At 44.9% G+C, this 26,680-nt stretch carries 24 protein-coding genes and 2 pseudogenes; 16 read left to right on the top strand and 10 right to left on the bottom strand.

What is annotated here, in order from left to right; translation table 11 throughout:
• Positions 1 to 5: 5 nt before the first annotated feature.
• Positions 6 to 1,445, bottom strand: coding sequence for a sodium:proton antiporter NhaD (gene nhaD, locus AC3CH3_RS18335; protein ID WP_108099477.1), 1,440 nt, complete (start codon positions 1,443 to 1,445; stop codon positions 6 to 8).
• A 331-nt stretch (positions 1,446 to 1,776) separates the two neighbouring features.
• Complete coding sequence (locus AC3CH3_RS18330; RefSeq protein WP_171311018.1) at positions 1,777 to 1,953, bottom strand: hypothetical protein; 177 nt, start codon at positions 1,951 to 1,953, stop codon at positions 1,777 to 1,779.
• A 529-nt stretch (positions 1,954 to 2,482) separates the two neighbouring features.
• Here AC3CH3_RS18330 and AC3CH3_RS18325 point away from each other — a divergent pair.
• From AC3CH3_RS18325 to AC3CH3_RS18310, 4 genes are all read left to right on the top strand, one after another.
• Positions 2,483 to 3,220 (top strand): nucleoside recognition domain-containing protein, encoded by a 738-nt coding sequence (locus AC3CH3_RS18325; protein ID WP_017082976.1) that lies wholly within the window; start codon positions 2,483 to 2,485, stop codon positions 3,218 to 3,220.
• Positions 3,220 to 3,687 carry a YjiG family protein gene (locus tag AC3CH3_RS18320; RefSeq protein ID WP_004737023.1) on the top strand — a complete coding sequence of 156 codons (468 nt, stop codon included), beginning with the start codon at positions 3,220 to 3,222 and terminating at the stop codon, positions 3,685 to 3,687. Before AC3CH3_RS18325 ends, AC3CH3_RS18320 begins: the two co-directional genes overlap by 1 nt.
• Positions 3,688 to 4,330: 643 nt before the next feature.
• Entirely contained in the window at positions 4,331 to 4,717 is a 387-nt protein-coding gene (locus AC3CH3_RS18315) for an MAPEG family protein (protein ID WP_004732742.1), read from the top strand.
• A gap of 8 nt (positions 4,718 to 4,725) precedes the next feature.
• Complete coding sequence (locus AC3CH3_RS18310) at positions 4,726 to 5,250, top strand: DNA mismatch repair protein (protein ID WP_488538927.1); 525 nt, start codon at positions 4,726 to 4,728, stop codon at positions 5,248 to 5,250.
• Between the two features lie 41 nt (positions 5,251 to 5,291).
• Here AC3CH3_RS18310 and AC3CH3_RS18305 read toward each other — a convergent pair whose 3' ends face one another.
• Entirely contained in the window at positions 5,292 to 5,927 is a 636-nt protein-coding gene (locus AC3CH3_RS18305) for an START domain-containing protein (protein WP_488538926.1), read from the bottom strand.
• 190 nt (positions 5,928 to 6,117) lie between these two features.
• A pseudogene (locus AC3CH3_RS18300) lies at positions 6,118 to 6,519 on the bottom strand (YHS domain-containing (seleno)protein); the annotation flags it as partial.
• On the opposite strand from AC3CH3_RS18300, the pseudogene AC3CH3_RS18295 reads away from it, so the two are divergent.
• Positions 6,510 to 7,055: pseudogene (locus AC3CH3_RS18295) on the top strand (helix-turn-helix domain-containing protein); the annotation flags it as partial. The pseudogenes AC3CH3_RS18300 and AC3CH3_RS18295 sit on opposite strands and share 10 nt — an antisense overlap.
• 232 nt (positions 7,056 to 7,287) lie before the next feature.
• Positions 7,288 to 8,166, top strand: coding sequence for a 6-pyruvoyl trahydropterin synthase family protein (locus AC3CH3_RS18290; RefSeq protein WP_488538925.1), 879 nt, complete (start codon positions 7,288 to 7,290; stop codon positions 8,164 to 8,166).
• A 124-nt stretch (positions 8,167 to 8,290) separates the two neighbouring features.
• Here the strand turns inward: AC3CH3_RS18290 and AC3CH3_RS18285 are convergent, their stop codons facing one another.
• A complete protein-coding gene (locus AC3CH3_RS18285) occupies positions 8,291 to 9,331 on the bottom strand; it encodes an acyltransferase (RefSeq protein ID WP_488538924.1) in 1,041 nt (346 codons plus the stop codon).
• Between the two features lie 122 nt (positions 9,332 to 9,453).
• Complete coding sequence (locus tag AC3CH3_RS18280) at positions 9,454 to 10,410, bottom strand: AEC family transporter (RefSeq protein ID WP_488538923.1); 957 nt, start codon at positions 10,408 to 10,410, stop codon at positions 9,454 to 9,456.
• Positions 10,411 to 10,571: 161 nt separating this feature from the next.
• On the opposite strand from AC3CH3_RS18280, the gene AC3CH3_RS18275 reads away from it, so the two are divergent.
• Both AC3CH3_RS18275 and AC3CH3_RS18270 read left to right on the top strand, forming a co-directional pair.
• A complete protein-coding gene (locus AC3CH3_RS18275; RefSeq protein ID WP_004732750.1) occupies positions 10,572 to 11,165 on the top strand; it encodes a TetR/AcrR family transcriptional regulator in 594 nt (197 codons plus the stop codon).
• 193 nt (positions 11,166 to 11,358) lie between these two features.
• Positions 11,359 to 12,207: an alpha/beta fold hydrolase gene (locus AC3CH3_RS18270; RefSeq protein WP_029405278.1), complete on the top strand. Its 849-nt coding sequence runs from the start codon at positions 11,359 to 11,361 to the stop codon at positions 12,205 to 12,207.
• A 136-nt stretch (positions 12,208 to 12,343) separates the two neighbouring features.
• Here AC3CH3_RS18270 and AC3CH3_RS18265 read toward each other — a convergent pair whose 3' ends face one another.
• Both AC3CH3_RS18265 and AC3CH3_RS18260 read right to left on the bottom strand, forming a co-directional pair.
• On the bottom strand, positions 12,344 to 14,878 hold the full coding sequence (locus AC3CH3_RS18265) for a glycosyl hydrolase family 18 protein (protein WP_019820178.1): 2,535 nt from the start codon (positions 14,876 to 14,878) through the stop codon (positions 12,344 to 12,346).
• A 400-nt stretch (positions 14,879 to 15,278) separates the two neighbouring features.
• Complete coding sequence (locus AC3CH3_RS18260; protein ID WP_017065063.1) at positions 15,279 to 15,743, bottom strand: DUF2850 domain-containing protein; 465 nt, start codon at positions 15,741 to 15,743, stop codon at positions 15,279 to 15,281.
• Between the two features lie 307 nt (positions 15,744 to 16,050).
• On the opposite strand from AC3CH3_RS18260, the gene ppnP reads away from it, so the two are divergent.
• Complete coding sequence (gene ppnP, locus AC3CH3_RS18255) at positions 16,051 to 16,332, top strand: pyrimidine/purine nucleoside phosphorylase (RefSeq protein WP_019820174.1); 282 nt, start codon at positions 16,051 to 16,053, stop codon at positions 16,330 to 16,332.
• A gap of 203 nt (positions 16,333 to 16,535) precedes the next feature.
• On the opposite strand, the gene AC3CH3_RS18250 is transcribed toward ppnP, so the two are convergent.
• Positions 16,536 to 17,408: a pirin family protein gene (locus AC3CH3_RS18250; protein WP_488538922.1), complete on the bottom strand. Its 873-nt coding sequence runs from the start codon at positions 17,406 to 17,408 to the stop codon at positions 16,536 to 16,538.
• Between the two features lie 157 nt (positions 17,409 to 17,565).
• On the opposite strand from AC3CH3_RS18250, the gene AC3CH3_RS18245 reads away from it, so the two are divergent.
• The gene (locus AC3CH3_RS18245; RefSeq protein ID WP_019820171.1) at positions 17,566 to 17,850 is read left to right on the top strand and encodes a hypothetical protein; all 285 of its coding nucleotides are present in this window, start codon (positions 17,566 to 17,568) and stop codon (positions 17,848 to 17,850) included.
• A 25-nt stretch (positions 17,851 to 17,875) separates the two neighbouring features.
• Here the strand turns inward: AC3CH3_RS18245 and AC3CH3_RS18240 are convergent, their stop codons facing one another.
• The gene (locus AC3CH3_RS18240; protein ID WP_488539075.1) at positions 17,876 to 19,066 is read right to left on the bottom strand and encodes a GGDEF domain-containing protein; all 1,191 of its coding nucleotides are present in this window, start codon (positions 19,064 to 19,066) and stop codon (positions 17,876 to 17,878) included.
• A 315-nt stretch (positions 19,067 to 19,381) separates the two neighbouring features.
• On the opposite strand from AC3CH3_RS18240, the gene AC3CH3_RS18235 reads away from it, so the two are divergent.
• The 6 genes from AC3CH3_RS18235 to manA all read left to right on the top strand — a co-directional run bounded on the left by AC3CH3_RS18235 (position 19,382) and on the right by manA (position 26,621).
• The gene (locus AC3CH3_RS18235; RefSeq protein WP_048610005.1) at positions 19,382 to 19,720 is read left to right on the top strand and encodes a DUF1840 domain-containing protein; all 339 of its coding nucleotides are present in this window, start codon (positions 19,382 to 19,384) and stop codon (positions 19,718 to 19,720) included.
• A gap of 404 nt (positions 19,721 to 20,124) precedes the next feature.
• Positions 20,125 to 21,519, top strand: coding sequence for a hexose-6-phosphate:phosphate antiporter UhpT (uhpT, locus tag AC3CH3_RS18230; RefSeq protein WP_488538921.1), 1,395 nt, complete (start codon positions 20,125 to 20,127; stop codon positions 21,517 to 21,519).
• Positions 21,520 to 21,666: 147 nt separating this feature from the next.
• Positions 21,667 to 22,275: a response regulator transcription factor UhpA gene (gene uhpA / locus AC3CH3_RS18225; RefSeq protein WP_488538920.1), complete on the top strand. Its 609-nt coding sequence runs from the start codon at positions 21,667 to 21,669 to the stop codon at positions 22,273 to 22,275.
• Positions 22,275 to 23,771, top strand: coding sequence for a signal transduction histidine-protein kinase/phosphatase UhpB (gene uhpB, locus AC3CH3_RS18220; RefSeq protein ID WP_032545281.1), 1,497 nt, complete (start codon positions 22,275 to 22,277; stop codon positions 23,769 to 23,771). Before uhpA ends, uhpB begins: the two co-directional genes overlap by 1 nt.
• Before the next feature lie 8 nt (positions 23,772 to 23,779).
• Positions 23,780 to 25,120, top strand: coding sequence for an MFS transporter family glucose-6-phosphate receptor UhpC (uhpC, locus tag AC3CH3_RS18215; protein ID WP_488538919.1), 1,341 nt, complete (start codon positions 23,780 to 23,782; stop codon positions 25,118 to 25,120).
• A 295-nt stretch (positions 25,121 to 25,415) separates the two neighbouring features.
• Positions 25,416 to 26,621: a mannose-6-phosphate isomerase, class I gene (gene manA, locus AC3CH3_RS18210; protein ID WP_488538918.1), complete on the top strand. Its 1,206-nt coding sequence runs from the start codon at positions 25,416 to 25,418 to the stop codon at positions 26,619 to 26,621.
• Positions 26,622 to 26,680: the final 59 nt, after the last annotated feature.

The raw sequence follows: 26,680 nt of genomic DNA, 5'->3' as shown, positions 1-26,680 counted from the left end.
TTTTACTAGAAAAGATCGCCATTCAACCATAGGTGAGCGGCGATACTGACGGCATAGCCAATCATGATCACTGGCATCCATTTCAAGTGGCCAAAGAAGGTGTATTTGCCATGCGCCGCGCCCATTAACGCCACACCTGCCGCACTACCAATAGATAACAAGCTGCCACCAACGCCGGCGGTTAAGGTGATCAGTAGCCAGTTGCCCATCGACATTTGGGGTTCCATGGATAACACGGCAAACATCACCGGAATGTTATCGACAATAGCCGATAAGATCCCCACCATAACGTTGGCCCAAATTGGATCCCATTGGCTATACATCACGCCCGAGGCTAATTCCAAGTATCCAAGTAAACTCAAGCCACCGACACACATTACGACGCCGTAGAAGAACAGCAACGTGTCCCATTCGGCATGCGACACTCTTCGAAATACATCGAATGGCACAACAGAACCGAGTCGTTTCAGGGTGCCTTCATCGTTATTGGCGATCGCCACCGCTTTTTTCTTCGCGAGTGAGTTGGGTAAAGTCTTACGTAAGTAATAACCAAAGAACTGCAGATAGGCGAGCCCCATCATCATCCCCATTACAGGAGGGAAGTGGAGTACGGCATGGAAAGCAACCGCGGTCGCTATTGTCATGATGAACAAGAAGACGATTCGTCTTGCACCACGTTTTAATTCAACGTGTTGATGAACCGTGTCGGGCTGAGTCGTGGGTACAAAATAAGACATGATCAACGCAGGGACGAGGTAATTCATCACCGAAGGAATAAACAAAGGAATGAACTCACTAAAACTCACATAACCAGCCTGCCACACCATTAGCGTTGTGATGTCGCCGAATGGACTGAACGCGCCGCCAGCATTGGCGGCTATCACGATATTCACACAAGCGAGGTTAACGAATTTAGGGTTAGAACCAGCAACCTTGAGAACCACGGCACACATCAATAGAGCTGTCGTAAGGTTGTCGGCAATAGGCGAGATAAAGAAGGCTAGAATACCGGTTATCCAGAACAGAGAGCGGAAATTGAAGCCTTTGCCTACCATCCACGCTTGCAGCGCATCAAACAGTCTTCTCTCTTCCATGGCGCTAATGTATGTCATGGCGACGAGCAGAAAGAGTAATAGCTCGGCATATTCCAGCAGGTTGTGTTCGAGTGCTTGTTTGGCGACTTCAACAAGGTTGTGTTCTTGGTAGGTAAAACCAATGATTATCCAGATCAGGCCCGCCGCAAGTAGAACCGGCTTGGATTTTCGGAGTTTTAGGTATTCTTCCATCATCACCACGATGTAGGCGACAACGAAAATGGTCAGCGATAGGTAGCCAGCAAATGAACTGGTTAGTTTGAGCGGCTCTCCCAACTGAGAAGTGGCAGCGCCTGCTACCGTAGAAAAAAATAATAAAGAGAGAACAGCAGAAAGCTGGATACCTAACATGGATTACGCTCCGAAGTTAATAAGTTATTAACACGGGTAAAAGCGTAGACCTAAATAACCATGTGCAGTGTGATAGATATCTTAATAATTCAATAGATTATATAGAAAACAGTAGATTGGGTGAAAACGTGAGGTCACAGTGAAAGCCGTCGATTATAGGAACCCATCGTTCATAGGAAAACGGTCGATCATCGGTAACTCGTCAATCATAGAGAAATAGAGAAATAGAGAAATAGAGAAATAGAGAAATAGAGATTATAGAGAAAATAGAGGTTAGGGAAAAAGCCCTACCGGGTTTATTACCGATAGAGCTTATTCGCCATTGCCAATATTATGCAGCATTGAGATCAAACGTTAGTGTTTGTTCTGCGGCACATACTTCAACAGGCCAGCCGTAGGATTGATATTCCCGCGCAAGTTTGTCCGCTACTGCGCGAGATACCGTTGCAGTGATCCACATGCCTTTGCCCATTACTTGATATTTAAGCGTTCTCATTTCCATCATCATCACCACCGTTCTCCTTCGATATTGGCAGCGCGAAGTCTATAGCACCTCTAAGGGCTGAAATTTCGGATTAAGCTCAAATTCTTTATAAAATGGCTCACGGTTTAGCCATGGCTCAAAACTCAACCAATAATAGGTAAACGATTGCATTTTAGAAGCGTAACCACGATTTAAGCCGCTGTATTATAATCGAATTAAAATTGAACAGAAAAAGCATGTAAGAGATCACTTACATCATTATCAGAGATCAGACTAGGTAAAAACCTGTCATTTGAAACCTTATTTGTGTGGTGATTGTGTGCGTTTTTGGTTGCGCTGTTGAAGCGAATTTTGTTTAGTTTTGTATGTGAAATATTCTAATTATTTTAGCGTATACCTCTGCTTTTAAATCTAAATAACAGTTTTATATGTTGCTGTGGTTCTTTTGTTCAAACCGATACGCTATTTGATTTTGGTCATTAACCTATTGCTCATTAGTTTGCACTATCTATACGTGTTCTGTTCCACATAAACGAGATGTATAGAGGTCCTTATGACTAATCCAACTAAAACCGATCGTAAAGTCACGATCGGCAGCTATATCGCACTCGCATTCGCGATTGTGTTCTTTTCAGGCTTAATGCAGTCCAATGAATGGTATGGAGTGCTCGATTTTACAACGCTCAACGGTTCATTCGGTAAGGTCGCTTACGATGTAAGTGAAACGGCCGATGGTATACAAGCGGCAACGACGTCATTGCGTGGCAAAGGCGGTAGTGGTGCTCGCGACGGTTTCATTTTTGCTTTGACACTTATTCCGACCGTGATGTTTGCACTGGGTATGATCAACGTACTTGAGCATTACGGCGCACTGGACGCGGCTCGTAAACTATTGACACCTCTGCTTCGCCCTCTGATGGGTATTCCGGGTAACTCAGGCTTGGCACTGATCGCGTCTTTGCAAAGTACCGATGCTGGCGCAGCGATGACACGTCAGCTGAAAGATGAAGGGCATCTCACTAAGCGCGAAACCGATGTGTTCACCATGTTCCAGTTTACGGCGGGTGCGGCGATCGTTAACTTTTTCTCTTCAGGTGCGGTTTTGTTCACTCTAACCGCGATGGATGGCTCTTTAGCGGTGACATCGTCAATTGGTTTGGCTGTCGCTGTGATGTTCATCTTTAAATTTGTCGGCGCGAACCTGTTCCGCATTTACCTCAATATAACTGAAGGCAAAGAAGACAAACCAAAATCAGACAAAGAACAAAAACTGGAAGAGGAAGTAGCATAATGAGCGAAGTTAAAGCAAAGAAACCAATGGTTACTGATATTTTCGTTGAAGGTGCTAAGAAAGGCTGGGTTATTGCAACTACCTCTACGGTACCAAATGTTCTGATGGCGTTTGTGATCATCAAGGCATTGCAGATTACGGGTGCGCTGGATTTGATGGGCAGTGTATTTGCTCCAATCATGGCGGTATTTGGTTTACCTGGCGAGGCGGCAGCAGTATTGATCGGTGCGTGGATGTCGATGGGTGGTGCAGTGGGCGTGGTTATCACGCTGTTTGACCAAGGTATTCTGAACGGCAACCATATCGCTATCTTGGCGCCAGCTATCTACTTGATGGGCTCTCAGGTGCAATACATGGGCCGTATTATGGGGCCAATTGGTACTGAAGGTCGCTACATCCCGGTGATGATCGCGATTTCAGTGTTGAATGCCTTTGGTGCAATGTTCTTGATGAACATTATTTTGTAACGTGACTTTTAACGGTTAGCTGCTATTAACGGTTAGCTACTAACAGCTTTTAGACGTTACAAAAAAGGAAACCCCGTTTGGCTTTCACCAAACGGGGTCTATTCTTTTCGTAGCCATCCTGCTACTGCGCGTTACTTATCTTTCAATAGGTAACTGGTGCTCCCTGCATCGTTCCTTGACGTGGCTAAATCCTTTAACCTATCCAATTCATCGCCGTCCTAGCGGTGTCCTTGCAAACTCATCATCCTGATAAGCGACTCTATCCTAGAGTATAACTTCCTTGCTGATAACTCATCCTAAGTCATCAAATCTTCATCCTGAAGATACTTAATCCGTTAGGCTTTTTCCTGTTCCTGCCAACTCCCTGTCGACATGTGTATTAAACGCTGCAGAGGCTTTACTCACAATCCACCTCAAGAAATAAATGTACCCACTGAGCGAAAGAAATATGCGTGGATTCATACAAAACAAGGGCTTGGGTTTGTATTTTACGAATTTTCTGCGAAGCTTGATTGTGATCTCTTACGTTCGGTGTGAGAGATCTCTTACAAGTGCTCGGGCGCGATTTTCATTTTATCTCGGCGGGTGTTGTCGAACAGATAACAAAGAACACTGAGTAAACACAAAATAATAGGGAAATATGATGGTTACAGCACTTTACGCAGCCTTGCTGACGGTCGTAATGATTTGGTTAGCAATAGAGGTGATCAAGCAAAGGCGAATCAATCTTGTTGCTCATGCTGATGGCGGTGTTGAGTCGTTACAGATAGCACGTTCGGCACAAAGTAACGCGATGGATTACATCCCAATCACCGTGATTTTGATGGGATTGTTAGAGATGAATGGTGCCGGTGTGTGGCTGATTCATGTCATTGGTGTAGCGTTTATTCTGGGGCGAGTGATTCATGCGAAAGGGATCTTAGCGAAGAACTTCAAAGGTCGAAAAGTGGGGATGGTGTTAACGCTTATCTGCATGATCTCTTTGATTGTCCTAAACTTAGCTTACCTACCTTTTGATAAAATGTTCTAGGGAGCATTATGGCGTTGCGCCTTCCAGCTGCTTGGGCGATTGTCCTCGCAGGCTTGATACTCAACATCATGGCGATTGTCATGTCGAGCTTGGTGCTCGATAAAATTGAAGCTGAGAAAGCGGAATACAACGATCGCAAATTCGGCAATGTGTACTCAATACAGCTTGCTTGGAATACGATTGAAACCCTAGAGCGTAAGCGTGAAGCGATTCTGATTCACCTTGATAAACCAGAAACGGGGCAGCCTACCACTGTTCTTGATGAAGCACTGCGTGGGCAACTTAGGCGTTGGGTGAGTAGCGAAGTGCCAAATATCTCTTTGTCTAACTTGCCGAAACTGATGATGCTGATAAACAGTGCTCAAGAGTCGCAACGAACTCGAATCGATGACTACTATTTGGATAACCTGACCTTGGTTGAGTTAATCCAAAGGCTTGATGAGAAAATGGCTTTCTATAAGAACATAGCCCTGTTTCTTCAAGTATTTGGCTTGGCGCTTATCTTAGCGCGCGATCTCGCTAGAAGACCTTAGTCTTTAACTTTATTTCCTCTATTTACTTGTCTACTTTACCGTTAGCGAGACTCACTTGGCAGGTTAGGATGCTGCTGGCCTTGGTACTTTGGTAACTGTTCTTTTAGTCCCTTAAACGTGCTCAGTGCACTGCCTATCGATAACTTGTTCATCAACCAATTCGGTAGGATGCCACCTGCGTTCGCATATGCGGTGTAGGTAATGTAGGTATTGCCATTAGTCAGCGGTTGCAGAGTCCAAAGTGCATCCACATCGTAGATTCGAATGAACCCTGACTCTTTCGCTAAATAGTTCGACGCATCCTTTATCGACAAGACAAACTGACCATCTTCAATGCTGTATTTTGAGTAGGTCACCATATCGCGATCTCTGGCAGGCCACGGTGCTTTGAATTGGGTATAGACGATGTTTTCGTCTTCAGATATCTGCATCAACACTCGGCTTTGCGACACGTTATCTATCCAGTTTGGTACGTTCTCGCTGTCTTCCAGCAACAACAGAAAACCGGAATAAGTGGTAGGCGTTTGCATTTGTGCTCGTATTTCGACCAAGCCTTCGCTGTGTGGCCTTTTATCAATCATGATGCAATCTTCACTTTTGACGAACTGCCATGGGTTGGCATAAGTCAGTGTCGGTAGGGCGCAGAGGCCAAGTACCAAAATCCTAGGTAATGTCATTATTCTTCCATAAAAAGAAAAGCTTATCTGCTAAGAGTATAGAATAGAAATGGACTTAGTAGGTGTTGCCAATCGCTTTGGGTTGACCTCTTTGGGGAAAATCCCAATGAAAACGGAAGCGTTCGGTCGCTTCCGTTTTTATTAATGGGCAATGGATAAAAGTTAAAGTTACTAGGCTAAAATTTGTAGACTAAAGCTTATAGGCTTCTACGGTTTTGATCGTCGTCCAGTTACTGTTGGCGTCTTGGATGAACTCTTGCGTATCTTCCAACCATCGCTTTTGTACAGATTTGTCTAAGTTCAGATACAGCTTTCCATCTTCGACTTTCCATGCGTTAGGGTCGGTCTCAAATTTCTTACCCATAGCCACACCAAAGGCACAATAGCCACCGTATTGAGGCGCATAAGCTTCAGGATTGGTGCGGAACTGATCTCGGTTGTCACTGTTTGCGAACTGATAAATAGCGTTCTTATAAGTAGCCGTGAATTCTGATGAACCTTGAACGGCACCAGCATCAGTAAAGTAAGCGACAGGGTCATAGCCTTTGATCGCGAGGTCATTGCTGTCGACACTCATATCAAGGTCTGCTGAATCCTTTATTGTCTGCTCTGCCTGACGTGATAGTCATTCCGTTTGCGGATGCACCTAACTTAATGCCAGTGATCGAAGTGTTATCTAACGAGTCGAGCCAAGAATTGTCGGGGCAGCAGTACTTAATGGACAAGTTGAGTGACGCTTTGATGGCTTTGATTTTCCGTCATCTTATTGAGCAACAGAAAATTGATAGCGGTGTTTTCTCAGCTCTTGCACACCCTCGATTAGCTTCTGTGGTAACGGCTATTCATCGATTACCTACTCGTCATTATTCGATTACCGAAATGGCCTCACTGGCCGCGATGTCTCGTACACAGTTTATTGAAGCGTTCAAACGAGAAGTGGGTGAAACTCCGGGAGATTATGTACAAAAGTGGCGAGTCTCTGTAGCTCAATCTCTGCTATTGCAAAATAAGCCGATCAATTGGGTTGCTGATGAAGTGGGTTACAATAGCTACTCAGGATTCTCACGAGCTTTTCAACATGTTGCCGGAGTGTCGCCGCGCTTGTGGCTAAAGCAAAATGTGTCGTGAAACGCCGGGCAACCCCCACTCGATTTATGGCTATTCGAATCAGGCTGGTCTATGTTTTAGCGGAAATTGTATGTAGTTTGTTCTTTTATCGGAAGAGGGTGTAAAAAGGTGGACTTTATAAGCGCGTTGTAACATCCTGCCCGTCCTATTTTATCTAGACACCAATGAGACGAAGTGCCTGCTGAACATTATTCAGCCTCCCGTATCTCATTAAAGTATTAAGGAGTTCAACTTGAACCTATTTGTAAGAGACCTTACCGTTATCGATTCTTCATACATCTGTGAACACAGAGGGGTCGTAGGAGATAGTTGGATTTTAGATGTCACCATGTCTGGTGAACTTAATGAAATGAGCATGGTGCTGGATTTTAGCAAGGTCAAAAAGCAGATCAAACAGCTCGTCGATGAGCACGTTGATCACCGTTTGCTACTGCCGATGCAAAGTGCTGCAATTGTTCTTCAAGCGAGCAAAGCGGGCTACTCTAAGGTTGATGTGTTGCGTGGTGACAAGAGTCTTCACCTACATTGCCCTGACGAAGCATATTGCTTGATTGATGCAGAAGCGATCACTATCGAGAGTGTGACCGCACACGTTTATCATATTCTTCGCGATAACCTGCCAAGTAACGTCACAGGGTTAGAGATCACCCTTCGTCATGAGAACATTAATGGCGCGTTCTACCACTACACCCATGGCTTGAAAAAGCATGATGGTAATTGCCAACGTATTGCGCATGGTCACCGTTCTCCAGTAGAAATCGTGGTTGATGGTCAGCGTGACGAGCAACGCGAACAAGCATTTGCTCAGCGCTGGGAAGACATTTACTTAGGTTCTAAAGAAGACCAAGTTTCAGTTTCATCACTTAACCTGAGTGAACAAGCGAACAGTGTTAATGATGAAAGTCACTATGGCTTCCGCTACACAGCGCCACAAGGCGAATTTGAACTAGCGATTGCTAAGAGCGAAACGGAAATCTTACCAACCGATACCACTGTGGAATTACTGGCAGGCTATATCGCGGATCAAGTGGCTCCAAGCTTGGCCGAAAACCAATCATTACAAATCGTGGCTTATGAAGGGGTAGGTAAAGGCGCGATGGCGTTCTTATAACACCTCACGAGTGAGATAATCTCAGCTCCAATATGATGAGAGAAAGGCAAGATATTAAGTTATCTTGCCTTTCTTTTTTGTGGCTGTTTAAAACTGATTTAGCTGATAGTTTTAGGTACAAGCACTAACGCAGTAGCACACGTCGTAATGGCGTTTTTTCGATACCAACAACTAACCCGAAGCTCAACAATACGGTGCCAAAAAATACGGTCACGTCTTTTGCTAACTCAGTGATACCCAAAACTCCACAGACATTGAACAGCACGATAATGATCAGCAAATGGCAAACGTAGATGCCTAACATACGATTCGAGATCGCGCGAACCCACGCATAGTCGCCGATGTTTGGATTAGCCAAAAGCCACATAAACACGCCCATTCCCCATAGTGCAGTACCAAACAAGAAATCATTCATGTTGAATCCGACGTCGAACGTGGTTAGCCATGCCGCCTCAGAAAAATGAATCAACATGCCTAACGCTAGTAATCCCAACGCTTTAGTTGATGACACCTTCCATTGATTCTGACGAATGAGGAAGCCTAAGGTCACCATTAACGTGCTAAAGAACGGGCCGTTACGAGTAAAGAAAGGCGCGCTCAGATCGGTCAAGCTCGCGTAGCTGCCCGCTAAAACACCATAAACGTAAAGTACAATCGCCGTTGGTAATAGCAGTTTGTCGAGTTTCATTTCGACCATTAGAGCGATGATCAAAACGGCACATACCAGAGCAGGAATAAACCATAAATGAACCAATCCACCCTCTAAGAAAGAGTTGAGTGGTGTGCTCATTAAAAAGCCCCAATAGCCTTGGCGTTCGCCTAAGTAACCGAACTCTTCCACCTTCGCGAGGTTGAATGGCATGACTAGGCAAATGATGCTCCAAACCAACCAAACCTTGAGGAGTGGTTTAGAGTAGTTGACCACGGTTGCCCAAAGCGATGCCGTGAGCTTAGGTTGAATCAGATACCCTGAGATAAGGAAGAAAAGAGGTACGGCGAAGCGAGCGGTTTGGTTAAGCACATAACCAATCCAAGGCACTTCATCGATTTGCCAGTAAGTAAGTGCCATTTGGCCATGTAAGCCAATGATCGCCAAGATAGCAATCACTCGACCCAACTCAATACTGGCGATGCGTTGTGAAGGCGTATGTTGAACGGAAGACATATCAGATCTCTAAGAAAATTTTCGTAGAATCTAACAGCCTTTTTATTGAACCAGTTAGCGCTAAATCAAGGGTTGCGAGCTTTGTTTTAAGGCTTGTATTGATTCTTTGAAGCCTGTCGCAGCTATATTAAATCCATTGCAGTAAGTACGAAAATGCCAAGCGTGCAACTGATAAGTGAAACGACGGTGGTGAGTGCGATAATGTTGGCTGCCAATGTTGAATTCCCGCCCATTGCACGTGCCATAACATAGCTCGCAGCAGCGGTCGGTGCAGCGCTCATCAAGAAGATAAGACCAAGATCTAATCCTCCAAAACCGAAGAACAGAGCAGCTAGCGTGATCAGCAGCGGAGCCAAAACCAGTTTGTATCCGGTAGAGAACCAAGTCGGGCCCTTATTTTTTTTCAGAGAGCGTATATCAAGCGACCCTCCCGTGCACAAAAGGGCTAACGGTAAGGTCATGTTAGCGAAATATTGCCCTGCATCAGTCACCATTTTCGGTACAGGAATCGACAGTAAGTAGAACAATACACCTAAGCCGATCGAGATAATAAGAGGGTTTTTGGTGAGTGTTTTAACGATGACTTGAATGGCTTTGTCACCCGACTCTTGGCCCTTTGGAGTGAGCGCGATAACAGCCTGAATATTATAGAGAACCGTCAAGGAGGCGACATACAGAGCAGCGAGTGCGACACCATCGTTGCCGTATATATTGGCAACATAAGCAAGCCCGATAATAGCAGTGTTGGCACGAAAGCCACCTTGCACTATCACACCTTGGTCTTGAGGCTTTTTAAAAGCCATTTTAGTGCTGACAGTGGTGAACACGAAGAAGGCAAGGTTGGCTAATAAGCCAAAGATGACGAGCTTTCCACTGGCGGCAAAATCGTGGTTAGACTGAACAATGCTGAGAAATAGCATTGCGGGTAGAGTGACTTGAAACACCACCTTGGATGCGACATCAATGAAGTTGTCATTGATTAAGCCAATTCGCTTGAGCATCACACCAAGAAACAGCATTAAACAGATAGGGCCTGTTACTGACGCCGAAAACGCAAACTGTTCCCAAAGTGAGTTCATTCTTTTTCCTTTGTTAGTCGATTTCAATTTCCTTTGAATACTGTCGCATTTTTCCACAGTTCTTTGATAAGACAAAATGAATACCAAGGGTTAAGTAAAAAATCTTGAAAAAAAGAACGAACGTGCTAAAAATAACGTATCAGATTTATTATTGGTGAATAATGAGCAAGGGAAAGATAACCAAAGAGTATATTTTGAGCCATGCATTCGCACTTGCGAGTGAGAACGGGCTTGAGAGTTTGACCATTGGCGAGTTAGCCAAGCAGTGTGGCATGTCCAAAAGTGGCTTGTTTGCACACTTCAACTCTAAAGAGAACCTCCAGCTCTCTGTACTCGAATATTCCAACGCCATATTCACTGAAAGAGTCATCATTCCCGCAAGAGAACTGGGAGATGGTGATATTGAAGCGAAATTGAAACAGCTGCTCGACAATTGGCTGGGCTGGAACCATTCATTCCAAGGCAGTTGCATGTTTATTGATGCATGGAAAGATGCGGGCAGTGAAACGTCTGTGATTCAGAAAGCACTGCAGAAAACCATTTCAGTGTGGATTGATTACTTGACGATTCAGGTAGCAAAAGCGGTTGAAAGCAAACAATTCAGAGCCGATTTAGACCCGAAACAGGCAACCTTCGAGTTGTACGGTCTTTATTTAAGTGCGAACTTGTTCTACTCATTACGAGGCCAACAAGCCAGCCACACGCATTTTTGGAGTGGTGTCGAGCGCTTGGTAGCCAGTTGGAAAGCGGTTTAATACATACAGCAGGTTAACTCGCAAATCATGTGAGTCTTGTTGAAGTAAGGTTTACAACAAAATTTTAGAGAAGTGGTGGTAAGCGATGATAAATCGCAGTAGCGCCATTTTTTATATCAACAAATAGCACGGTCGTTCGATTTTTAGGGCCGAGCTCGATCCGCCAATGATGATGGCGATACAAGGAACGGTCATGAGTGACAAAATCTACTTTAATACATCGAACAAATTCAGCTTCAAGCGCAGCTTAATTGGCGCAACAACCAATCTGCATTATATCTTAGCGCCGAGCCATGCGAAGAAAACGGCACGTAAGCTGCTGCTCACTCCAATGCGTACCGAGCAAAAAAATGCTGATCCCCAAGGGCTGATCAAGAGTGAAATTGAAGGTCGTGATGGCGTTTTAAAAACCTATTCTTTAGGTACCGGGCCTGTTTGGGTGCTGACTCATGGTTGGTCTGGCACCGCGAGTCAGTTCTTCCCGTTGATGGAACACATCGCCACCAAAGGTTTTACGGCTCTGGCTTATGATCACCCTGCTCATGGTGGCAGTGATGGTGTACATGGTCATATTCCTGCGTTTGTGAACGGCCTTGAAGCGATTCTCGATTCGGTGGGTGAGGTAGCAGGTTTGGTCGGTCACAGTATGGGCACGGCTTCTGCGTTGGAATGTAAGCACGTTAAATTGGAAAGCAAGCCATTATTGCTGATTGCACCTGTACTGGATTATCTAGAAAACCTATTTGGCAGCGTCGCGCGTTCTGGTTACTCAATGAAACTGTTTGAGGCGGTAGTCGGAGAAGTCGAAGAGCAGTTTAACTACCCAATTCAGTCTGTTGATCCCTATGGAAAGCTAGCGCTTCGAGAGTCTCAGACGATCATCGTTCATGATGAGCAAGACAAGTTTACTAAGTTTGATGTGTCTCAGCGTGCTGCTAATGAAATGGGTCGCGTTACTTTAATTGCGACTCAAGGACAGGGCCACGGGCGAGTAATGAAGTGCCCACAAGTATTTGAGAGCTTTGATAACTTGATTGGTTAACTTTAACTAATCAAGCCAGTAGAACGCAGGTTAAGAAAACAAACACTAAAAAGGCCAACCAGACATTATCTGGTTGGCCTTTGTTTTAGGGATTTAGTTAATGCTTAGTTGGTGTTTAGCTCAACCCTATTTTTAGTTAACAGCTTGCAGGACCAATCTCTTTCCACACGCCCCATTGGCCTGTCGTTGTTGGATCTTCACCGGTTGTCCACCATTTCGCTTCCCAAATCTTACCGCCTTGAGTTACTTGGTCGCCGCCAGTGTAGACCGCACTTGAATCCCAAGCGTTAGTACATGTACCGCCGCCAGTGGTTTTCTTAAGAACGTTCACTGAAGTAGCCGCGACTGATGTATCTGTACCATCACTCACTGTCACAGAGAAGTTTAGTACCGTGTCTTGCGTGTATTCCGCCGCGACAAAGCTCACTGAAGAACCTTGAACCGTAGCATTAATACCAGCAGGCACATCCCACGTGAAGGTCAATGTATCTTGGTCAGCATCGCTCGAAGCCGAAGCATCAACCACGACTACGTCACCCGCATTGACTTCAGCTGGAGCTGAAACAATTGCAACTGGTGCTGTGTTGACTGGGCCTGTGTCTTTAGGGTTTACCGTTACAACAACCGTATCTGTTGACGTTGCACCTTCGTTGTCTGTTACGATTAGGCTGAATGTTAGAGTCTCTTGTTGTGCGACTTCAACCACATCGAAACTCGCAACAGCCGCATTCGCGTTGGCCAGAGTTACGGCTGTTCCGCTTACTTGTGACCAAGCGTAGCTAGCAATCGTGCCGTCGCTGTCTTTTGAAGCACTGCCATCCAGAGAAACAGAAGCTGGGCCTTCAACCGATTGGTCTGCACCTGCAGCTGCCGTAGGTTTGCGGTTGACAGGATCTGTCGTACCGCCCGCAAGACCTTCATGCATAGCATTCAGGATGTCGCCGTTGTCAGCATCAATTTCCCAAGAGAATAGACCCGCAAGGCCAAGACTACGAACGTACGCACCTTTTGCTTTCACTGAGCGGTCATCGTCAAATGTAATCAACTTTCCTGAAGTTCGGTTCCAAACGTAAGGTGCTTCTGCCATTTCGTCGTAACCATATTCAAAGCCGTTGATTCCTTGGTTGTTTGCACCAAGCATGTTCGCTTTAATGCCTTTGTAATCGATAACGCCATCTTCCCATACACCCTGAGCAGAGCTTCCGGTCAGTTTGCCATTACCCACGCCTGTCATTGGATCGCTTGGATCTGAAAGTGATGATGGTAATACGCCTTCCCAACCACGACCATACATCGCTGTACCAACCACAAGTTTGTTCGCTGGAACACCTTGCTCAAGCAGCAATTGGATGCCGTTGTCTGTGGTGTAAGCAGGGCCAGTGTACTGTTCGCCATTTTCATCAAGGCCTGTGCCATCACATTGACCAGGGCGCATGAAGTTACCGCAGTTTAGTGCTGTTTGGTGACCTAACACGTTGTTCCAACCGCCGTAGAAGTCGTAAGTCATTGCGAAGATGTAATCCATGTATTGGATAGCATCGCCGTAGTCCACGTCTTCAATCTTATCGTGACCAACACCGATCGCTGATGTTAGCTCGTAAGTACGGCCGTTCTCGGCTTCTAGCTCATCTAACATCACGCGCAGCTCTGCCATCAATGCAATGTAAGCTGGGCCATCATTTACAGGGTCGCCAAGGTCTGGCGCCGCACCGCCTCCACCAGGGAATTCCCAATCGATATCTACACCGTCGTAGAATTTCCATGTGTTGAGGAATTTCTTAACCGATGCAACGAAGGTGTCACGGTTGGCTTTGGTTGTGAAATCAAAGAACGGGTCAGACAGCGTCCAGCCACCAATCGATGGGATGATCTTTAAATCAGGATTACGCTGTTTGAGCGCCATCATCATTGCGTAGTTACCCTTGATCGGTGAGCTGTATTCGTGTCCTGCTTGAGGGAAACTCTTTTGGAATGCCGCCCACGGATCATGAATCACCACTTCGTAATCGTTAACACCCTGACAAGCTGTCATGAGTGCGTTGTAGCTGTTACCGCCTACTGATTTAACTGATTCGTTCGGACCACAAATTGGGATGAAGCCATAAAGGATATGGGTCAAGTTGTCAGCGGGTAGGTTATCAACGGTGTAATCACGACCGTAAATACCCCACTCAACAAAGTAAGTACCGACTACCGTGTTTGGATCTGTGTTGTATGACTTGTTGTTCGGATCCACATTCATCGCAAGTGGCGCTAAGTGTGAGCCATCGGTATCAGCGATCGTGATTTGAGCAGGTGCGCTCTTGCTACAACCTGTTTCATCACACGCTTCGATTTCCATCTCAAATAAGCCGCCTTGGCCGTATTCGAAAGAAGCTGTAGTTTGGCTGCCAGTGATTGGGCCGGTGGCCACTTTAACGCCATCAAAGTAGATGTTGTACGTGTTTCCTGACGTTCCGCTCCATTGGTTGAACTTAACGTCGACCTTTGCTTTATCGTGATATTTCACCATCTGGTTGTAGCCAGAGGTGGTTTCCATCGCGAGTTCAATTTTAGAAAATTGCAGGTTGTTGGAACCGTACATGTCGATGCTAGGTGCTGTTGGAGCAGCTAATGCTGTACCAGATAGCGCTAGAGCAATGCTTGCAGCACAGGTATTTATACGAATCATACTATTTCTCTCATTCCTTGAAGATTACGAGAACCAATTGGCCCCATAAACGGCTCCAATCAGTTTTGAAGGAGCTTCCCAGTCAGTATTCGAGAGAGTTTTAATTTCATAACTGAAAATAAATCCGTTTTCGATGGACAACTAAAAAATTGTATCTTGTTACAATTCTGTTGCTTAATGAATGAGAGGCTGAGTCCATGTTTTATAAAATAAAACATCCTTCAGTAGGAAAATCTCACAAGTGAAAATTCACGACATGAAGTTATGAAAAGGTGCGACAAACTATAAGAAAATACTGTGAATTGAAGCGAAATCACAAAGTGAAGTATGTTGAGCGGGCGTGTTCGATCGACGAGTAAACTTGAGGGCGAATGCTGTTCTGAGTATGGAGAAGCGAGGGTTATCTTTTGAATTGCTCAGCTAAGGAAGCGCGTCGTTGTTGCATGACACTATGGGTATCACCAGTCGCAGTATCTTCGTAGCCTTCTTTAATAAATTGCTGAGATGGCACGCTTGGCTCTAATCGCTTCAAGCGAGGTGAATCGTAAGTACCACTGATGGTGTAAACTGTGGTTCCAGAGCCAGTGTTGATCGTGACGATCTTCCCGTCAAAATCGAATGAGGTAGTGATAAGACGATGATTCATCATCACACCGTTTTCTGAAAGTGTCAGGATGTCGGTGTTGTAAGGTGGCGCCGCAATCTCTATCCATGTGCCATAGACGTTGCTTGGGCTGACAGATTGCTGGTGGGCTTGGTAAGCAAAATAGCCGGCGGTGAGGGCAACCATAAAGCCAGCTAATAGGAAGCCGTAGAGTAACGAGTTGGCAAATAGATCTCTGCTTTTAGTCGGCTTTTTTGCCATTATCTCTTCATTTTTCGACTGATATTGTTTTAGATTCTATTAACTAAAATCTTAGTTTGCAAAAATTATTCTAAGAGTTAGAAGCAGGATCGAATGTTCAAATAAATTTGGTTGCGTTAGTGGTTTTTAGCCTTGCTCCTCAGTATTTACGTTATCAATGAAAGCGAATTCCAGAAATGCTTAAGCTATGCGTATTTATTTCTTGTAGGAAAGTCTCGAATTGGTTAAAACAATTATCACCTAAATTTACGCATAGGCTTACTCAGTGAGCTCAATAATTGCAATTTGAAGATAACAAGGAAGTACAATGATTAAAGAAAACACATACTTTGAAGGTGGCGTTAAGTCGTTAGCGTTTAACCAGTCTGGTGCTGATGTGAGTGTTGGTGTAATGGCAACTGGTGAGTACACGTTTGGTACTGCGGCTCCAGAAAAGATGACCGTTGTTAAAGGTGCTTTGATTGTAAAGCGTGTTGGCGATGATGATTGGACGACATACCAATCTGGTGAGTCTTTTGACGTTGCGGGTGATTCATCATTCGACCTACAGGTAAAAGAAGCGACGGCTTACCTGTGTGAGTACTTGTAATCAGATCTAAATTTGTTCAACCAGGGCATCGTTTGTCTCTGATTGAATAGAAAAAACCACGCTCTAGGAGCGTGGTTAAATAAGTGATAGTAACCGGCAGTGGATAGTGTCACTTGTTTTTGTAGTCATCAAATGGATGACCAAATCGTTGTTCGTTACAAAATCTCTTCAATCTTCAAAGCTCAAAGCTCAAAGCCAAGATATCAGTAAGTCTCAAACACACCGTTGTTGTAGTCTTGAATTGTCTGTTCAATCTCTTCCATCGAGTTCATGACAAACGGACCATAGTGCACAACGGGTTCATTAATCGGTTCACCAGAAAAAATCAGTACCCCTGAATCTTCTAAGCTACCCAAAGACAGCAAGTCAGCTTTGGTGAGCAGGGCAAGTTGACCTTGGTTGATCACTTTGTCGCTGATCTTAATACTGCCTCGATACACGTAAGTCATGGCATTGTGATTAACATTAGTCCCTAACGTGATTTTTTGCCCATAATAAGAGCGCCAATCCGCAACGCTTAACGGCACACCTGTTTTCTGTAATGGGCCTTGCGCTCGTAAAGCTTCTGAATCCTTGTCAGTTTGGTTGTGCAGTTCAAACCCTCCGGCAATCACTCTTAACAAACCACTTTTTTCACTTTGATGCTCCGCGATGCTTTCACTTTGGAAATCGTGATACTGCGCTGGCTGCATTTTGTGTGTCGCAGGTTGGTTTATCCAAATCTGAAAACCATGCAGCGCACCTTCTTCTATCATTGGCATTTCACTGTGAATGACACCACGACCTGCGGCCATCCATTGAGCACCACCGCTGCGCAGCTCTCCAACATTTCCCATGTGGTCTTTGTGTTGGAAGTGACCTTGGAGCATGTAAGTGAGAGTTTCTATCCCACGGTGAGGATGTGGAGGAAAGCCGCCAACATAGTCTTTGCTTTCATCCGATTTTAGTTCATCAATCATCAAAAATGGAGAGAAGCGCGCGTTATTAAAACCCGCGAGTCGTTGGATTTTGACGCCGTCACCATCTGAGGTGGCATGTGCTGCAATCACATGATCTACTGCTCTTACATTCGTCATTTTGAAAACCTCATAAACTTGAATGGCTGTAGTTTATGTAATTTGAATTAAAAAGAAGATGGCACAGCGTTGAGTGACTTATTCGAAAATCTTGAACAGGTAACAATATGAAATTATGTCTATACTCAATAGAGAGTATATCGCCAAGGAGGCCGCTATGGCAGTTCAGCAAAAACATGGCGAAAGGCATAGTCGGATGGGTTTTGATAACGACTTTACAACGGAGCAAAGTCAGCGCTTTACAGAGGTTGCAAACAGCGCAGTTAAACGCCGCGTGAAAAAACGTGAGATAGAAGCGCCGTTTATTAAGTCAGCTAAGCAAGCCGCTTTTAAAACCGTGGTGAGGCGACCTAAAGGGAATAACCCAAACCGAACACGTCAAGTCATATGGATTATTATGATCGGGTTAGTGAGCCTTTGGCTTATGTACTTTGCAGGTTAGCAGCGCCGCTCCGTTATAGGAATGGCTAGCGTTGACGCGCTTTTAATAGCGTAACATTGTTCCCTTCGATCTTCGCTTCAAAGCAATCTTCAAGTTCAGATGAATCCGGTGCTGAGCTAACAAGGCTCGTTGGTAGTTCTTCTATCAAAGTCGATACTGGGTTGTCGTGGTAATAAGCGTAGCGGTTTTTTCCTGAATGCTTAGCAACATACATCGCTTTATCAGCACATCTCGTGAGCTCATGTAATTCTTGGGCATCTTGCGGGTATAAAGCAACCCCAACACTTAATGTCAATTCCTTGATTCTCTCGTTTGTTTGGCAGCCGCTTTCGAACAGCCCGCAAATCCTATCTAGAATGCCGTCTAGATCTTTACGTGTAGGGATATCGTAGAGCATCAGAACAAACTCGTCTCCAGCAAAGCGCGCGATGGAATAATCGTATTCATGGCTTTTTCTGTCTCTGGTTCGAATGTTGTTGCTCAAGCGATTGGCAAAATGCTGTAAGACACTGTCTCCCACATCGTGCCCGTAGCTGTCGTTAATGCCTTTAAAGTCATCTATATCCAAAAAGACCAGTGCCGTAAGTGACCGCTCACTATCCACTGTTGCTAGTTTTTCTGTCGCCCAACGTTCAAAGCTCCAACGGTTTGCCAAGCCGGTTAACTGATCTCTGTAGGCGAGATCTTCAATGCCTTCTTTATACAGGCGTTGGATATAACTGACGGCTTTTGTGTAGTAATAGGCGGATGTGTGGCACACCAAGCTCATGGTAAATAAGCTAAGGACAAATCTGTGTGTGCTGTTAAATGGTAAAGAAAAGTTGTTAGGCATTGCTGTGATCAAGGTGCTGATGAACAGGCAAAACGAGGTGCTGAAGATTATGCCAATTCTGAAATCATTAATGAAAATGACCGCGGCCAGAATTGGGTAGAGCCAAAGTATGCGATCGGGGATGGCGTGACTGTACAAGAATAGGATGACGCCCTGCACTAGAAGAACACCACTCAGAATCAATTCGGAATACTCAGGGTTGATGACTTTTCTTACGTAAAACGCATTAGAAATAGCAATGATGGCGAAGCATAATTCGAAAATTGACAGCGTGTAATGCTGGCCTTGGAAGTAGGCCCAAGTATAGAAAATGAATAACGCAGCGGCAGTCAGTGAAAAGGAGTGGACAATTTTTTGCTTGCGGGTGGATCGTATGTCCGCCATTTCTTCTAAGTGTCTGCCGACGAGCCTTTTCATGTGATCTGTGCCAAGGTTTTTGATAATGGTGTTAATAGTAGATTAAATAACAAGCTATGCAGAGGCTTAGATGTCTATTTAGTGTGACTACTATCAAGGTTTCATATGAAAGACTGTTTAACCAATTCCAAATAGTGATGTATATCACCGACGGTGCAGGTCATCTCTAGAAGATTAGATTCAAGCATCAAATTTGTAACCGTTGTTTGATGTTTATCTACTTGCTTTCCAGTGAGTTACTCCACATAGTTTGTAAACCACCAAAATTAAGAAAGGCTCACTATGTTAATTACCTTTAGTTGTAAAGCTCATGCTAGCGTCACGATGTTTGGTGAAGTTGGCCTTCAGTTCATCAAGATGCTTGGGCATAGCGGTTCCATTCCAGGTGCTATGGATGCTTCAGAGGTTCCTCAAGCTCTGGATAATCTACGTGCTGCTATTGCAGCAGAGCAGAGCAAGCCCGTAGAGCAAGAAAATACTGATGACGACAATGAAGAAGAGGTTGTTGAAGCGCCTGTTAATATCGGTAGTCGAGCTTTTCCGCTAGTCGAACTATTGAAAGCGGCTATCAAGGATGAATGCGAAGTGATGTGGGAAGACGGCAGCGGTAAACGACTGTAGTACGATTCGCGCAAAACACGTAACAAGCCTATTGAATCTATTTTAATAGGAATGAATGTTGAGCCAGTATTGATCATGTCATGGAGTTTGATGGTGATGAATCGACACTGGCGCCTTTTTTAGGCGAAGTGTTTCACTTGTGTCTGTTCGTTTACAAAGTTCATAAGCCTTGAAATGAGTGACTTTTGTTATCGTAATATCAATACATAACAGACCGTAAACAAAGTGATGCTGTTCACGCTTTCTTGATTCCCAATTCTGAACTAGGAATTTTTCTTAGTTATTCTAAGACCCTCTCTCATGCGGTCGATTTTTAGACTCCTTATTATTTCACGGTCAACTAACAAAGAATGCATGGTCGCAATTATGCCGTGCAGACCTCATAAATAATAAGAGAGTTCACAATGTTAAAGTTCCTAGATCAGGTTCGAAAACCGACACTGGATCTTCCGGTCGAAACTAGAAGAAAAATGTGGTTCAAGCCCTTCCTACAATCTTACCTAGTCGTGTTCATTGGTTATCTAACCATGTATTTGATCCGGAAGAACTTCAATGTCGCGCAAAACGACATGATTTCTACTTATGGGTTATCAATGACGGATCTAGGTCTTATCGGTCTTGGTTTCTCAATCACTTATGGTATCGGTAAAACCGTCGTTTCTTATTACGCCGATGGCAAAAACACCAAGCAGTTCCTACCATTCATGCTTGTCCTTTCTGGTATTGCCATGTTGGGCTTCAGCTTCAGTATGGGTGGCGGCAGCGCTAGCTTATTCATGATGGTTGCCTTCTACGCATTGAGTGGTTTCTTCCAAAGTACGGGCGGTCCTTCAAGCTACTCAACGATCACTAAATGGACGCCTCGTAACAAGCGTGGTTCTTACTTAGGCCTTTGGAATATGTCGCATAACGTGGGTGGCGCAGGTGCGGCTGGTGTTGCTCTGTTCGGCGCTAACTACCTATTTGATGGCAACGTGATCGGTATGTTTGTGTTCCCATCAATCATTGCGATTGTGGTTGGCTTTATTGGTATGCGCTTTGGTAATGACTCTCCAGAAGCCTATGGTCTAGGTACGGTTGAAGAGTTGTTTGATGAAGAAGTCAGCGAAGAAGATACGGCTGCTGAAGAAAATCAAATGACTAAGAAAGAGATCTTTGTTGAATACATCCTGAAAAACAAAGTGATCTGGTTGCTCTGCTTCGCGAATATCTTCTTATACATTGTTCGTATCGGTATCGATCAATGGTCTACCGTTTATGCGTATCAAGAGCTAGGTCTATCAAAAGAAACCGCGATTTCAGGCTTCACTCTGTTTGAGGTTGGTGCACTGGTCGGTACGTTAATGTGGGGTTATCTGTCAGACCTTGCGAACGGACGTCGTGCTTTGGTTGCTTGTGTGTCACTTGGCCTGATCATCGTTTCTCTAGAGTTCTACCAGCATGCGACCAGTGAGTTCATGTACCTAGCATCACTGTTTGTACTTGGTTTCCTTGTGTTTGGTCCTCAGTTGCTGATTGGTGTTGCTGCAGTAGGTTTCGTACCTAAGAAAGCAATCAGCGTTGCGGATGGCGTTAAAGGTACATTTGCTTACTTAATTGGTGACAGCTTTGCCAAACTTGGCCTAGGTATGATTGCAGACGGCACACCTATTTTTGGCTTAACGGGTTGGAAAGGCACGTTCGCAGCGCTTGATACGTCAGCTGCTATTTGTATCGTACTGCTGCTATTCGTTGCGGTTGCGGAAGAGAAGAAGATTCGCCACGCTAAGAAAATACACTTAGCGTCTCAAAACGCGTAGCGAGTCTCACGTGCTTTATTGGTTTAAAGCACGTGAGATGATACCAATCGTTAGTTCGATTCAGTATCATCTCTATTAATAAACTTAATTTTAGATAGCTCCTTTTGGGGCTATTTTTCTTTCTTACTCTTAATTTTGGTTAATATCATGATTAATGTTGCGCTTGTTGATGACCACGTCATTGTTCGTTCGGGCTTTGCTCAATTACTCAGTCTTGAAGCTGATATTACGGTCGTGGGGGAATTCAACTCTGCGGCAGAAGCGCGCCTCGGATTGCCAAGTTGTCACCCTGATGTCGTGATCTTAGATATCTCAATGCAAGACGAAAGTGGCCTGAGCTTATTGGAAGAGATTCCTTCTGGCATTGCCAGCATCATGTTGAGCGTTCATGACTCTCCGGCGATGGTTGAGAAGTCATTAGAGTTAGGAGCCAAAGGTTATCTCAGCAAGCGCTGTAGCCCTGATGAGTTAATCCAAGCCGTACACACGAGCGCAAATGGTGGCTGTTATCTCACGCCCGATATCGCTATAAAGCTTGCGACGCCCATGAAGAATAAAGCCTCTTTAAATCAACTCACCCGCAGAGAAAGCGAAGTGTGCCAGTTATTGACAACAGGGCTCGATGTGAAATCTATCGCTGTTGAGCTCGGGGTTAGCCATAAAACGGTGCATGTACATCGAGCCAATGCGATGGACAAACTCAATGTTAAGAACAACGTCGAGTTAGCTAAATTGTTCACACAAGACCAGTACTAATGCGTTCCTATCTAGCCACCTCCCTGTGTGGGCTTTTTATGGCTGGCTGTGCATGGTTCTGTTTATGGGTTATCGCCTTCTATTTCATTAATGACCCTGAGTTAGCCATTCTGCTTTTCCCATTCTCACTTCGATTGGGAATGACGCTGCACACTCGCACCCACTATTGGCCCGCTATCTATATTGCAGAGTGGGGGCTTGCGATTGCTTTAGCTCTGCTACTTGATGAACCTCAATGGCTGACGATACTCATCGCCAGTGGGTTGAGTATTCCTGCCACTCTAATTGCCAAGCGTTATTATTCTGGTGACCAAAATCGTCACTTGTTAGTGATGGCGAGCTTAATCATGGTCACAGCATTTATTAATGTTGCCGTGGTGGGCTCTCATGTACCAGCCGTTTACATGGTGTGGTTAGCGAGTATCACGGGTGGATTGATGCTGGTGCCTATGTGTTATCTGGTCTGGAACTATCTATTCCAAAATAAGTGGGCGCCGCTGAGCTCTTACTTAATCCATAATGTTGTAGAGTTCAAAATCCGCCACATCGCTTTATACAGCGTCTTGTTGGTCGCCAGTATTTTGATACAAACCAGTTTGCCTGATGAACTAAGGCGCTTCGCCCCGTTCTGTATGGCCATCCCTATTATCTTGCTCGCCGTTCGTTACGGATGGCAAGGCGCTCTGCTTGCAACAATGCTAAATAGTGTCGCGTTGATTGCAGCCCACAGCGGAACATCCAAACTCGAAATTACCGATTTGCTTTTGTCTCTATCTGCTCAAACCATCACCGGTATACTGCTTGGTTTAGCGGTTCAAAAGCAGAAAGACCTCAACTCGAAATTGCGAAGTGAACTTTCCAGAAATCAAAACCTTTCACGACAGCTAGTAACAGCGGAAGAGTCGGTTCGTCGTGATATTGCGCGTGAGTTGCATGATGAAATCGGCCAAAACATCACGGCAATTCGTACTCAGGCAAGCCTTATTAAACGCGTCGATGCCGCTGAAATGAGCGTTCGCTGTGCGGGTACCATTGAGTCATTGTCTTTGAATGTTTATGACACCACCAAACGTCTACTTACAAAATTAAGACCTAAGATGCTGGACGATCTTGACCTAAAAGATTCCGTGGAACAGCTTATTCGAGAGATGGAGTTTTCGGATCACGGCGTTGATATCCAGTTAAATTGGCAAGGTGATTACTCGTGTTTGAGTGACACGCTTAAGGTCACTATCTTCAGGCTGTGCCAAGAATCTCTAAACAACGCCTCTAAATACGCCAAGGCGAGCGAGATTAAAATTGAACTGATTTTAGGTGACCAGGCTTACCTTCAGATATCAGATAATGGCGTTGGTTTTACAGCGCAAGATCTTCTCAAGGGAATGGGTGTTCGTGGTATGCAAGAGCGTGTTCAGGCGCTCGGCGGCAAGATGACAATCAACGCTAATGGCTCATCTTCGGGTACCAATATCAGCGTTACATTACCTAAAGTGTGAGAACGAATATGTTTGGATTTCTGCGCTCAACAACGTCAAAGAGTCATGCTCTAACAGATGATGAAGTCAATCAGAGTTATCGCTACTGGCGTCTTCACATCATGATAGGTATGTATGTCGGCTATGCTGGTTTTTACTTCACTCGTAAAACCTTTAATTACGCCGCGCCTGCCATGATCACCGACCTTGGTTTGGACAAAGGCGATATTGGCTTAATTGGCACGCTCTTTTATCTTTCTTATGGCTTGTCGAAATTTATCTCAGGCACGATATCGGATCGTTCAAACCCGCGCTACTTTATGGGTCTTGGCCTAATCGCGACTGGTCTGATAAACATCGCGTTTGGCTTTTCGAGTTCGTTAGCGGCTTTTATCTCGCTATGGGTACTGAATGCATGGTTCCAAGGTTGGGGCTGGCCATCGTGTTCCAAGTTATTGACGACTTGGTATTCTCGCTCCGAAAGAGGTTTTCGCTGGGCAATCTGGAATACAGCACACAACGTTGGCGGGGCGCTAATTCCTATTCTTGTGGGTTATCTAACGCTGCAGTTCAGTTGGCGAGCTGGGTTTATCTGGCCGGGTGTGATTGGCGTTTTTATTGGACTTATTGTCTGCTGGCGTTTACGTGACAAGCCGACCACCATGGGATTGCCGACGGTAGGGAAGTGGCGCAATGATCACCTGGAATTGGCGCAAGAGAGCCATGGGCAAGGGTTAAGCTATCGAGAAATATTGAAAACCTATGTGTTCAGCAATAAGTACATTTGGTTGCTCGCCTTTAGCTATGTGCTGGTTTACATCGTAAGAACGGCGGTCAACGACTGGGGTAACTTATACCTAACCGAAGAACACAATTACAGTTTGATAAACGCTAACGCTGCGTTGTCTCTGTTTGAGATTGGCGGTTTCGTTGGTTCACTTGTTGCTGGGTGGGGCTCGGATAGGCTGTTTGGTGGCAACCGCGGTCCAATGAACATCTTGTTTGCCATCGGCATATTTCTTTCAGTTTCTGCATTGTGGTTGATGCCTTTAACCAACTTTGTGTTTCAAGCGGCTGGGCTGTTTTGTGTCGGCTTTTTTGTTTTTGGTCCTCAAATGCTTATTGGCATGGCGGCGGCAGAATGCTCGCACAAAGACTCTGCTGGGGCGGCGACAGGCTTTGTGGGCTTGTTTGCTTACATGGGTGCAGCACTTTCTGGTTATCCATTAGCGCTCGTTCTAGAAACATACGGTTGGAGTGGGTTCTTCATTACCATCTCTACTTGTGCGGCCGTTATTGGCTTGCTGCTGTTGCCTTTCCTACAAGCTCAATCGCCTCAGAAAAGTGCAGAGGTTCGCTCTGGCTTTTAAGGACTCTTCCCGATAACAAGATAGTCGCTGGTGTTTGTATTGTTGCTTGTATCGCTGCTGTAACCAGTGCGATACAAGCAGCTATCTTATTCTCAGCGCTTTCTACTAGTGATATTCAAATGTGACTCTTTTCACGCTTTTCATTTATCCCCCATGTTTCTAAGAATTTTTCCTAACACGTCTAAGACCTCATCTCATGTGGGTTTTGGTCGCCTTCTGTAGTCTTTCTAATTTATTTACCTTATTAGAATTAGCTCTCTGAATTGTGTTCAAAGGGCTCATTACGGAAAGCGCCATGTCACTCAGCCACTTCTCTGAACACTCATTTTTCCCAATGGAAAACACCATCCAAAATTATGCATGGGGGAGTATTTCTTCGATACGTGAACTGTTTGGCTTTAAGAATGAGTCACAAGAGCCGCAAGCAGAAGTTTGGATGGGAGCGCATCCGAAAGGTTGCTCAATGGTCAAGCTGGACCAACATTTGATGCCACTATCTGAGCTGATTAACAAGAATAAACCGGCTTATTTGTCTACTGATATTGCGCAGGAGTTCGGTGAACTGCCGTTTTTGTTTAAGATCTTGGCAGCAGAAAAAGCGCTGTCTGTTCAGGTCCATCCAAACAAGCACCAAGCAGAAATTGGCTTTGCGAGAGAGGAACAGGCACGCATTCCTCTGACTGCAGGGTACCGCAATTACAAAGACTCGAACCACAAACCTGAATTGGTCTACGCGATCACTGAATATCAAGCGATGAATGGCTTTCGAGAATTCAATGAAATATTAGGTTTGTTCAAAAAGTTAGATTCGAGCGAGCTGGCTGGTTTGGTCGATGAGTTTGGTAACAATCTTGATTCTCTAGGTTTAGAAACGTTTTTCCGTGACCTTTTAACTCTAGATGACCAACATAAACACCGAGCATTAGAGCAACTTCTGACTTATGCAGTCGCTCACCAAGATCAATCTGAATTTGCTTTGGTTGTTCAGCTTAGCCATCAGTACCCGAACGACATCGGTCTGTTTTGTGTTCTGTTGCTGAACTTGATTACATTGAAGCCGGGTGAAGCGATGTATTTGAATGCGAACACTCCGCATGCTTACATTAAGGGAACTGGGCTCGAGATCATGGCAAATTCAGACAACGTGCTAAGAGCCGGTTTAACGCCAAAACACATTGATGTCCCTGAATTGGTCGCCTGCACAGAGTTTACGCCAATTCCGTTTGAACACTTGTTATTAGTGCCCTCCAAGCTGGGTCAATGTGATAGCTATGATATCCCGGTCAGTGACTTTAATTTCAATATCTTTCATAGTCCCAAGCAAGAAGAAGTCATCACAAGCGGCGCTGAAATCTTAATGGCGATAGACGATGATTTAACGTTAATGAGTCAGAAAGGCGAGCACTTAACACTCACAAAAGGGCAATCGGTGTTTGTTCCTGCTTATATTGGTCATTACGAATTAAGCAGCAAAGGACGAGTGGCAAGAGCGTTTAATTAAGGGAGTGGTCAGCTGGAAATGCCATCAAGTTTTGTAAATGGATAGTTTGGCTTAAAGAG

It is taken from the genome of Vibrio sp. QJM3NY_35, assembly GCF_057785915.1.
Note: the sequence above shows the minus strand (reverse complement) of the source record. Positions and strands in the feature narration are given on the sequence as shown.

Coding starts and splice junctions, on each gene's coding strand:
- nhaD (WP_108099477.1), bottom strand. CDS start 1,445: ATGTTAGGTATCCAGCTTTCTGCTGTTCTCTCTTTATTATTTTTTTCT.
- AC3CH3_RS18330 (WP_171311018.1), bottom strand. CDS start 1,953: ATGATGATGGAAATGAGAACGCTTAAATATCAAGTAATGGGCAAAGGC.
- AC3CH3_RS18325 (WP_017082976.1), top strand. CDS start 2,483: ATGACTAATCCAACTAAAACCGATCGTAAAGTCACGATCGGCAGCTAT.
- AC3CH3_RS18320 (WP_004737023.1), top strand. CDS start 3,220: ATGAGCGAAGTTAAAGCAAAGAAACCAATGGTTACTGATATTTTCGTT.
- AC3CH3_RS18315 (WP_004732742.1), top strand. CDS start 4,331: ATGGTTACAGCACTTTACGCAGCCTTGCTGACGGTCGTAATGATTTGG.
- AC3CH3_RS18310 (WP_488538927.1), top strand. CDS start 4,726: ATGGCGTTGCGCCTTCCAGCTGCTTGGGCGATTGTCCTCGCAGGCTTG.
- AC3CH3_RS18305 (WP_488538926.1), bottom strand. CDS start 5,927: ATGACATTACCTAGGATTTTGGTACTTGGCCTCTGCGCCCTACCGACA.
- AC3CH3_RS18285 (WP_488538924.1), bottom strand. CDS start 9,331: ATGTCTTCCGTTCAACATACGCCTTCACAACGCATCGCCAGTATTGAG.
- AC3CH3_RS18280 (WP_488538923.1), bottom strand. CDS start 10,410: ATGAACTCACTTTGGGAACAGTTTGCGTTTTCGGCGTCAGTAACAGGC.
- AC3CH3_RS18275 (WP_004732750.1), top strand. CDS start 10,572: ATGAGCAAGGGAAAGATAACCAAAGAGTATATTTTGAGCCATGCATTC.
- AC3CH3_RS18270 (WP_029405278.1), top strand. CDS start 11,359: ATGAGTGACAAAATCTACTTTAATACATCGAACAAATTCAGCTTCAAG.
- AC3CH3_RS18265 (WP_019820178.1), bottom strand. CDS start 14,878: ATGATTCGTATAAATACCTGTGCTGCAAGCATTGCTCTAGCGCTATCT.
- AC3CH3_RS18260 (WP_017065063.1), bottom strand. CDS start 15,743: ATGGCAAAAAAGCCGACTAAAAGCAGAGATCTATTTGCCAACTCGTTA.
- ppnP (WP_019820174.1), top strand. CDS start 16,051: ATGATTAAAGAAAACACATACTTTGAAGGTGGCGTTAAGTCGTTAGCG.
- AC3CH3_RS18250 (WP_488538922.1), bottom strand. CDS start 17,408: ATGACGAATGTAAGAGCAGTAGATCATGTGATTGCAGCACATGCCACC.
- AC3CH3_RS18245 (WP_019820171.1), top strand. CDS start 17,566: ATGGCAGTTCAGCAAAAACATGGCGAAAGGCATAGTCGGATGGGTTTT.
- AC3CH3_RS18240 (WP_488539075.1), bottom strand. CDS start 19,066: ATGGCGGACATACGATCCACCCGCAAGCAAAAAATTGTCCACTCCTTT.
- AC3CH3_RS18235 (WP_048610005.1), top strand. CDS start 19,382: ATGTTAATTACCTTTAGTTGTAAAGCTCATGCTAGCGTCACGATGTTT.
- uhpT (WP_488538921.1), top strand. CDS start 20,125: ATGTTAAAGTTCCTAGATCAGGTTCGAAAACCGACACTGGATCTTCCG.
- uhpA (WP_488538920.1), top strand. CDS start 21,667: ATGATTAATGTTGCGCTTGTTGATGACCACGTCATTGTTCGTTCGGGC.
- uhpB (WP_032545281.1), top strand. CDS start 22,275: ATGCGTTCCTATCTAGCCACCTCCCTGTGTGGGCTTTTTATGGCTGGC.
- uhpC (WP_488538919.1), top strand. CDS start 23,780: ATGTTTGGATTTCTGCGCTCAACAACGTCAAAGAGTCATGCTCTAACA.
- manA (WP_488538918.1), top strand. CDS start 25,416: ATGTCACTCAGCCACTTCTCTGAACACTCATTTTTCCCAATGGAAAAC.